Consider the following 9005-nt stretch of genomic DNA (forward strand, 5'->3'; position numbering starts at 1 on the left):
GCCCCCGGCCGGCATCACGCCAGACCGGTCTGGCTGGATGGTGAAGGTGCGCTCGGCTTCGCACCCTTGCGGATCGTGGCCGCGCCGTCCAGCAGCACCTGCCCGGCCGCCTTGGGTGTGCCGTCGCCGTTCACATAGGCGTAGAGTGTCGTGGTGGTGACGCCGAGGCGTTTGGCGACGTCCGCCGCGACAGCCTTCGGGTCGGCCATGGCGGCCATGGCCATGGTCAGCGTTGCATGGTCCATCTTGCGTGGCCGCCCGCCCATGCGCCCACGGGCCCGGGCCGCGGCGAGCCCCGCCGTCGTGCGCTCGGTGATGAGCGCCCGCTCGAACTCGGCGAAGGCCGCGAAGATGCCGAAGGCGAGACGGCCGTTGGCGGTGGTGGTGTCGATCTGCGCTCCGGCCCCGGCCAGAACCTTGAGGCCGACGCCACGAAGGCGGAGGTCCTCGGCCGTGGTGACGAGATGCCGAAGGTCGCGGCCAAGACGATCGAGCTTCCACAACACCAGGGTGTTACCCGGCTGAAGGGCTTTCAGGCAGGCCAGCAAGCCGGGGCGGGCATCATGCCGGCCGGAGGCGAGATCCTGGTAGATGCGTTCATCGGCGACGCCGGCGGCGAGAAGCGCGTCGCGTTGCGGAGCGAGCGTCTGGCTGCCGTCGCTCTTCGAGACCCGGACGTAGCCGATCAGCATGAGCTCCCCGAGGCCGCCAGGAAAGATACTGTCCATCCTGCAATCTCGCGCTCATTTCCGCAACGAGTTTTCTGACGCTCCCCGAGCTTTGTTCAGCGGCACCCGAGCCTCACAAGAAAACCGGCCGTTTTCCTTGTCGTCGTGGTGCGTGAGGCGCTACGGCCAGGGGCCGGATGAACGGCGCCTGGTCCGGAAAAGAGATCGCCCATGTTCGCCATTCTCCGACAAGCCGGCGGCCGGCGGTATGAGGTGGACTTCGAAGACGATCCCGTCCTGCTCGATGTCGCCATGAGCGCGACCACGATCCAGATCACGATGACCGCAACCGAGGATCGCGATCCCGAGAAGAACCGCTTCGTGACCGTCACGGTCCCACGTGAGGCGTTGATCGCCGCCCTGGCGGCTGCCGGCAGCACGGCCAAGTCAGGCAACAGGAAGGGACCTACACGCGTCGGATAACAGGCTCATCTTGCCTGCCGACCTGATCCGTCTCACGCAGCGTGCGTCGGCTCGGATGATCTCGCGTCGGTCTCACCGATCGTGCGCCCAGTCTCACGGAATGTGCGTCGGAGACCGTCTCCAGTCTCACCGATCGTGCGCCGGAAAACGCCCTCGATTGCGCCTCCGCCACAGTTCGATTGCGCGCCGCTACAACTACGTAGTCGCGCAGCTGCTGATGTTCCGCGAGAAGCAGCGAATTGCTCCGCCGATGAACGATATGGCGGCAAACCTGTCGGATGATGATCTACAGTCGCTCGCCGAGGCAATCTCCAAATTGCCCGCGCCGGAAACTTCTGCTCCGATCGAAGCTAAAGCGGCCGAAGAGGCGCGCGCACTCATCGCGCGCTATCGCTGCGGCTCGTGCCACGGTGCCGACCTCGCGGGGCAGGGACAGATCCCAAGGGTCGCTGGGCAGCGCGAGGACTATCTGACGGCCGCGCTTGAGGGCTACAAGAGCAACGCACGCCCTGGCTACGAGCCGGCGATGAACGAGGTCTCACGAGACATCAAAGATGAGCACATTCCAGTGCTTGCACGCTACCTCGCCCAATACCGCTCGGAGCAGAGTACGGCGGGGCAGGTTCCAAAACCTTGAACGGGGTCGCGGGCGGTCAAGTTGAGCTCTGATAAGCCTCATGTCTAAGAGCATATCAACGAGTTAGAATGATAGGATTATCTATGGATTTATTTTGTCGATAAAACGATCAGTTTTGCGTTGCTACGGATCGTTTGCGTAGCTTGTGTGATCGCCTGATGTTCACAGTCTCGGGACCACGGCGTCGAAGTCGCAAAGATGGTCTTGCCCGCATCGCATGTCTTCAGGGTATACGCTTCAACGGCCCTCTCCTCATGAAGCCTGATCACCTCGAGGACGTCCGCGAATTCCTCGGCTGGCGCGGCCTCGTCGAGTAGTTCTGCAGCATCCCATCCTGAATAGAATCAAGCGGATACCTCCTCACTGTACCGCCCGCGGATTGTGAGACACCGATCTGAAGCCTACGCGGCCAAGGCCGCGGGTGGAAGCTGCGCGGCACGAACGGCGGCTGGGGGTCGGAACCCGTGCCGCTCGATCAGCCACGTCTCATTGTAGAGGTCGCGAAACGCCAGCAGCGCGCGACGCAGGTCCTCGACCGTGTCGAAGTGCTCCACCCACAGCAGGTTCTCCTTGAGCGTGCGGATGAAGCGCTCGGCGCAGCCGTTTCCTTCCGGTGCGCGCACGAAGGCGGGCGAACTCGCGATACCCAGGAACGCCAGCTCCGCCTGGAAATCGTCCGACATGTACTGGCTGCCGTGGTCGTGCCGGACACTCAGGCCGGAGGCGATCTCGGCCGTAAAGCCGCCGAAGCGCTGCCGCACACCCTGGCGGATCGGCTCCAGCGCCTCGAACCGTGTGGCCCGACGCGCCGCATGGATGCCCACGCACTCGGCCGAGCAGTGGTCGACGGCCACGAACACCGCGACCTGTCCCTCAGCCGTCCAGGTGGTGGTCAAGTCCGTGCCCCACATCGTGTCCACCCTCTCCGGGATGATGGTGCCGTCGTGATTGCGCGGGCCGCGCGGTGTGCCGACGCGAGAGGGGGCGAGCAGATCATGGGCGCGCATCAGGCGCAGCACGCGGCGTTTGGAGGTGCGCACGCCCTTGAGGCGCAGCCGCGCCCAGACCTTGCGGTGACCCTCGCCGTGGAAGGGGCAGTCCGTGATGATGGCGCGGATCTGCGTGAGCAGCGCCGCATCCGGCATCGGCCCGACTGGGCCGGGACGCCGCGACGGCACGAGCCGGGCGGGTGAGAGGTGCCGGTGGACGGTAGCGCGCGACACGCGCCAGATCCGGCACACCCGGGCCAGTCCGTAAACTTTGCCGCTGGCAGGCGAGACGGCCCGGCTCATGGCCGCGACCGCCTGCGGGCCAAAGGGCCGGGGCCGCGCGCCTCCAGGGCGGCGATCTTGGCCTCCAGCAACTCGCGCTCGATCAGCATCTCACCGAGCTTGGCCTTCAGCCGCCCGCTCTCCAGCGCGTCCGCATCAAGGGGCCGGGTCGCCAAGCTCGCTTCGCCCGCCGTCAGGAACGCGTCGCGCCAGCCCGACAGGGTCGCGGCGGTCACGCCCAGACTGCGCGAGACGCTCTCCAGGTCCTCGCCGCGTAGCAGCCGCAGCACTGCATCCCGTTTGCGCTGCCGGGACATGCGCCCGCCGCGACCAGGACCGACTGCGCCTGCATCTGCCCTCGTATCCGTGCTCATCATCCTCACCCCTGTCGCGGCGACCGTCCGCTAACGGGGTGTCTCAAGCAACCGGGAGGCGGAGGATCACTGACCTGCTCAGCGGCATCTTGCACAGCGCATGCCCAGTGCGGACAGGTGTGAGTCTTAAGATCAGCGCGGTGCCTGCGCTCCTGAACGTGCTGGCAGCGTCGCACGAACGCGTCTGTCCAGATTGCGGCCGCTGCAAGCCCACCGTCCGCCTGCGGCCCAACCTCGAAGTCCTTGAGCCCGCACACGGGGCATACGATCGATCCCATGAGAGCCTCCGTTCACACCTCCATCTCGGCGCCGACCTCCATCACCTGCTGGGCCGGCACGCACAGGTAGCTCGCCGTCTCCTCGGCGTTACGCTGCATCAGCGCGAAGATCTCCTCGCGCCAACCCGCCATGCCGGGACGTTTCTCCGAGGCCACCACCGTCTCGTGGCTGATGAAGTAGCTCAGGTGGTCGCAGTCGATGCCCTTGAGCCGGCCGTCCTCGACCGCCCGTCGCAGGGCGCGCGGGACATGAACCGTGTCCATGAAGCCGAACCGGAGCAGCACCCGTGTCACGTCCGGAGCGACCGGCACCACCTCGATCCGCTCGGCGTCTGCCGCGTGCGGCACGTCCAGGATCTGCAGCGTCACGAGGAGCACGCGCTCGTGCAGCACCTGCAGGTGGCGCACGAAGTTCATCAGCGGCAACGGCATGCCGTCCTCGGCCGAGGTCAGGAACGCGCCCGTGCCCGGGATGCGCGGCAGGTGCTTGGATTCGACGCGGGTCAGGAACTCCGCCTCGGGCATGCGGATATCGGCCCGGGCCGCCTCCAGGAGCTGTGTGCCGCGCCGCCAGGTCAGCATCAGGAAGGCGACGCCCGCCGCGAGCAGCAGCGGAAACCAGCCGCCCTCGAACAGCTTCAGCGTGTTGGCGCTGAAGAAGGTCAGATCGACGAGCAGGAACGCGCCGTTGACCGCGAGCACGAGGGCGAGGTTGAAGCCCCAGCGAAGCGCGATCAATGCCGCCAGCACGGTCGTGATCACCATCAGCAGTGACACCGCGATGCCGTAAGCGCCCGCCAGCGCGTCCGACGAGCCGAAGGCCAGCACCGCGCCGAGGGTGGCGAAGGCCAGGAGCCAGTTCACGATGGGCACGTAGATCTGCCCGGCCTCCTGCGAAGAGGTATGGACGATGCGCATGCGCGGGAAGAAGCCGAGCTTGATCGCCTGCTCGGTGAGCGAGAACGCACCGGAGATGATGGCCTGGGAGGCGATGACGGTGGCCAGCGTGGCGAACGCCACGAGCGGGTAGTGGATCCAGCTCGGCGCGAGCTGGAAGAACGGGTTGTCGACCGCGGCCGGGTTCGAGAGCAGCAGCGCGCCCTGGCCGAGGTAGTTCAGCACCAGGGCCGGGAGCACGATCGCGAACCACGCGAGCCGGATCGGTGCGCGCCCGAAATGGCCGAGGTCGGCGTACATCGCCTCGCCGCCGGTGACCGCCAGGAAGGCTGCGCCCAGCATGGCGAAGCTGACCGGCAGATGCGCGGTGAGAAGGTAATAGACGGCGCGGAACGGGTTCAGGGCCGCCAAGATCTCCGGCTTCTGCCGGATGCCGGCCGCGCCGACGGCCGCGATGGTGGCAAACCACAGCAGCATGACCGGTCCGAACAGGCGCCCGATGAAGCCGGTACCTTTGCGCTGGACCGAGAACAGACCGATCAGGATGACGACGGTAGCCGGCACCACAAAAGGCGTCACGCCGGGGGCATCGACCTTCAGGCCCTCGACAGCTGAGAGCACCGAGATGGCAGGGGTGATCGCGCCGTCGCCGTAGAGTAGCGCGGCTCCGATCAGCCCGACGACGAGCAGGATGGCGCGCCACGAGCGTGGCGGTGCATGCCGGGCCCCGAGCAGAGCAAGCATGGCCACGATGCCGCCCTCGCCGTGATTGTCCGCGCGCAGGATCAAGACGGCGTACTTGAGCGCGACGATGAGGAACAGCGACCAAAGGATGAGGGAGACGGATCCGACCACCGCGTCGTGCTGGAGGGTGCCACCTGCGGCTGCGACCTTGACGGTCTCCTTGAGCGCGTAGAGCGGACTGGTGCCGATATCGCCGTAGACGATGCCGAGCGCGCCGAGGGACAGGGCGACGGAGGCGGTTCGTGCCGGGAGCTGCGCTTCGCCTGCCTGGATCGCGACGGTCACCAGTTCATCTCCATCCACAGCCAGCCGAGCGCGACGGGCGCTATGCTCGGTAGCTCTCTTGGTCTCAGACGCTTGGCGAGCCGAAACAGATCCGCGTGATCGGTGGCAGATACGCCCCCGATGCCCCCGCAGCTCTCCGGCTGTCACAGAGGAAAGGAGAAGCGGTTTTAGAGGATCTTGGACCGATTATCTTAGAAAAGGACTTTGAGCCTATCGCCTAGTGTGTAGGCAAACCGACCGTTTCCCCGACGATCCGGCGGGGCGGATCGCTAGTTGTGACCTTCAGCGATAAGTGGCGCGTTTACTTCAGAGCTTGGTGACACACCCGCCGGTGCGCCGGGGACGCCGATGCGATCAGGCAGGTGCGGTCGCGTCCCTGATCCTCAGAATAGTCTGCCGGCTGGTTTTGAAGGTCCGCGCCAGGGCCGACACGCTCGCGCCGTCCCCGATCTGGCGCGTCACCGCCTCGCGCTGCTCGCCCGTGAGACTGGCCGGCCGGCCGAGCCGCCTGCCTTCCGCCCGCGCCCGGCTCAAGCCAGCCTGGGTGCGCTCAATCAGGAGATCGCGCTCGAACTCCGCGACGGCGTTGATCACGTTCATCGTCAGCTTGCCCGTCGAACTCGTCAGGTCGACCCCACCCAGCGCCAGGCAGTGAACCCGCACCCCGAACTCCTCGAGCTTGGCGACGGTGGCGCCCACGTCCATGGCGTTGCGCCCGAGCCGGTCGAGCTTGGTCACCACGAGAACATCGCCCGCCTCCAGCCGGTCGAGCAGGCGCGCGAAGCCGCGGCGCTGGCTGGCCGCGATGGAGCCCGACACGGTCTCGGTCACGAGGCGGCGCGGTTCGATGGTGAACCCGGCCGCTTGGATCTCGGTAAGTTGGTTGTCCGTGGTCTGACCAGGAGTGGAGACGCGGAGATAGGCGAAGGTGCGCGGCATGAGGCGAATTCGTCCGAAAACCATGACCGGAACTAGACACCTGTCCGGAACTCGAAGAAGCTAGTTTGTGAACAGGTCGCGTGACCTTGTCCAGAACCGGTCGGTTCCGGACAGGCCTCGTCCTGTGACGTGCGGGTCAGGGACGGCCTCATGCGGAGCGACACAGCCGCAGCATCCCTCGTGGAACTGACCGAGCCTCAACGCCAGCGCGCCATGGCCCGCTTTGCCGTGCTCCGGCCGACCCTGGAGGAGGGCGTGCCTCTGACCCGGGCCGCCGCGGACGCCGACGTGCCGCTGCGAACGGCCCGGCGCTGGCTGACACGATTTCGACGCGACGGACTGGCGGGCCTGGCCCGTGCCGTCCGTTGCGATGTCGGCCGTTACCGCTTGCCCGCCGACCTGGTCAGCCTGATCGAGGGGATGGGCCTGAGAAAACCGCGATCCTCGGCCGCCGCCATCCATCGCAGGATTACGGCCGTCGCCGAGGCGAAGGGGTGGCCCCCGCCTTCCTACGGTACGACCTGGGCCATCCTCTCCCGCCTCGACCCGGCCATGGTCACCCTGGCCCTGGACGGACCGACCGTCTTTCGGGACCGCTACGAGCTGATCTGCCGACATCGGGCGAGCATGCCCAACGCGCTCTGGCAGGCCGATCACACCCTGCTCGACATCATGGCTCTCGACGAAGACGGCAGGCCGGTCCGGCCCTGGCTCACGACGGTGATCGACGACCACTCACGGGCAATCGCGGGCACCATGCTGTTCCTGGGCGCGCCCTCAGCGCTCAACACCAGCCTCGCACTCCGTCACGCGATCTGGCGCAAGGCCGATGCGGCCTGGCCGGTCTGCGGCATCCCGGACGTGCTCTATGTCGACCACGGAAGCGACTTCACGAGCCGCCATCTCGATCAGGTGGCTGCGAGCCTGCACATGCAAATCGTTCATTCCGGCGTCGCGCGACCGCAGGGCCGGGGTAAGATCGAGCGCCTGTTCGGAACCATCAACACCGAACTCCTCCCCGAGCTGCCCGGCCACCTCGTCGCGGGCGGGCCGGTCAGCCCACCAGCCCTGTCACTGGCGGATCTGGATCGCGCAATCGGCGCCTTCATCCGCGACGCCTATCATCGGCGCACGCACGGCGAGATCGGGCAAGCGCCCCTCGACGCATGGCGGGCGAACGGTTTCCTGCCCCGCCTGCCCGAGAGCCTGGAGGCGCTCGACCTCCTGCTGGTGATGGTCGCCAAGCCACGCTGCGTGCGTCGGGACGGCATTCACTTCCAGGGCCTGCGGTACGTCGCATCGACCTTGGCAGCCTATGTCGGCGAGACCGTCACGATCCGCTACGACCCACGCGATGTGTCGGAGATCCGGGTGTTCCACCGTGAGCGCTTCCTCTGCTGGGCGGTGAACGAGGAGCACGCTGGAGAAGCTCTCAGCCTCAAGGACATCGAGGCGGCGCGCCGTCTGCACCGCCGCAGCCTTCGCGCTGCGATCAACGAGCGCGTGGCGCGCGTCGCGGACTTCCTGCCCGATCCCGTCCGTCTCAACCGTCAGATCGCCCCGGCCCGCTCGCCGCCGCGGCTCAAGCTGCGCGTGTATCAGGCAGAGGACGAGGGATGACCGCCAGATCGGGCGCCTTCATCGCCACCAAGGAGCATCGCCGCTTCATCGAGTTCGCCGATGCGGTGCGCAAGCACCGCTACATCGGCCTCTGCTACGGGGCGGCCGGGGTCGGCAAGACACTCTCGGCACGTCGCTATGCGCGCTGGGAGGTGGCCGAGCCCTTCCTCGACACCTGGGGACCGCGACAGCCGTCGGACGCCAAGATCTATGGCGTGCTCGCCCAGAGCTGTAGCGTCTTCTACACTCCGGCGGTCGCCTGCTCGTTGCGGGTGCTGCGCAACGAGGTGACCTTTCTCACCGTGCGGATGGATGCCTGTCTCGGCGAACACCATGCGAGCGGGGAAGGGAGGCCAACGGGCTTTGCGCGCGGGTTGACCGAGCTCCTGATCGTGGACGAAGCCGAGCGACTCTCGACCACGGGCCTGGAGCACCTGCGCGATGTCTTCGACCGGACGGGGATCGGCGTGATCCTGATCGGCATGCCGGGGATCGAGAAGCGCCTGTCGCGCTATCCTCAGCTCTACAGCCGTGTCGGGTTCGCCCACCATTACCGTCCCTTACAGGGCGACGAACTCACCTTCGTGCTGACGCGCCACTGGCGTCAACTCGGCCTTGCCTTGGACGACGCGGACTTCACCGATGTGCAGGCTGTGGCCTCGATCGCGCGGATTACGGGCGGCAACTTCCGGCTGCTTCAGCGCCTGTTCGTGCAGATCGCACGCATTCTCAAGATCAATGAGCTCAAGGTGATCACGGACGATGTTGTCGAGGCCGCGAGGAGCACCCTCGTCATCGGTGCCACATAG

General features: G+C 66.7%; 8 protein-coding genes. 4 read left to right on the plus strand and 4 right to left on the minus strand.

What is annotated here, in order from left to right:
- Window positions 1–14: 14 nt before the first annotated feature.
- Entirely contained in the window at window positions 15–692 is a 678-nt protein-coding gene (locus ABC766_RS32595) for a recombinase family protein (RefSeq protein ID WP_053609013.1), read from the minus strand.
- A gap of 207 nt (window positions 693–899) precedes the next feature.
- Between ABC766_RS32595 and ABC766_RS32600 the strand changes: the two genes are divergently transcribed.
- Together ABC766_RS32600 and ABC766_RS32605 are read left to right on the plus strand one after the other, a co-directional pair.
- The gene (locus ABC766_RS32600; protein ID WP_053609012.1) at window positions 900–1151 is read left to right on the plus strand and encodes a hypothetical protein; all 252 of its coding nucleotides are present in this window, start codon (window positions 900–902) and stop codon (window positions 1149–1151) included.
- Between the two features lie 157 nt (window positions 1152–1308).
- Complete coding sequence (locus tag ABC766_RS32605; RefSeq protein ID WP_345822934.1) at window positions 1309–1788, plus strand: c-type cytochrome; 480 nt, start codon at window positions 1309–1311, stop codon at window positions 1786–1788.
- Between the two features lie 401 nt (window positions 1789–2189).
- Here the strand turns inward: ABC766_RS32605 and ABC766_RS32610 are convergent.
- From ABC766_RS32610 to ABC766_RS32620, 3 genes are all read right to left on the minus strand, one after another.
- A protein-coding gene (locus ABC766_RS32610; RefSeq protein ID WP_091994892.1) for an IS3 family transposase occupies window positions 2190–3433 on the minus strand; the annotation gives its coding sequence in 2 pieces (ribosomal slippage) (window positions 2190–3109 and window positions 3109–3433; 1245 coding nt in all).
- A gap of 290 nt (window positions 3434–3723) precedes the next feature.
- Complete coding sequence (locus tag ABC766_RS32615) at window positions 3724–5577, minus strand: potassium transporter Kup (RefSeq protein ID WP_053609008.1); 1854 nt, start codon at window positions 5575–5577, stop codon at window positions 3724–3726.
- A gap of 414 nt (window positions 5578–5991) precedes the next feature.
- Window positions 5992–6576 carry a recombinase family protein gene (locus tag ABC766_RS32620; RefSeq protein WP_053621441.1) on the minus strand — a complete coding sequence of 195 codons (585 nt, stop codon included), beginning with the start codon at window positions 6574–6576 and terminating at the stop codon, window positions 5992–5994.
- Window positions 6577–6789: 213 nt separating this feature from the next.
- On the opposite strand from ABC766_RS32620, the gene ABC766_RS32625 reads away from it, so the two are divergent.
- Both ABC766_RS32625 and ABC766_RS32630 read left to right on the plus strand, forming a co-directional pair.
- Window positions 6790–8196, plus strand: coding sequence for a Mu transposase C-terminal domain-containing protein (locus ABC766_RS32625; protein ID WP_083460988.1), 1407 nt, complete (start codon window positions 6790–6792; stop codon window positions 8194–8196).
- Entirely contained in the window at window positions 8193–9005 is an 813-nt protein-coding gene (locus tag ABC766_RS32630) for an AAA family ATPase (protein WP_053621440.1), read from the plus strand. The genes ABC766_RS32625 and ABC766_RS32630 overlap by 4 nt, the downstream gene beginning before the upstream one ends.

The organism is Methylobacterium fujisawaense (assembly GCF_039619325.1).
GTDB lineage: Bacteria > Pseudomonadota > Alphaproteobacteria > Rhizobiales > Beijerinckiaceae > Methylobacterium > Methylobacterium fujisawaense.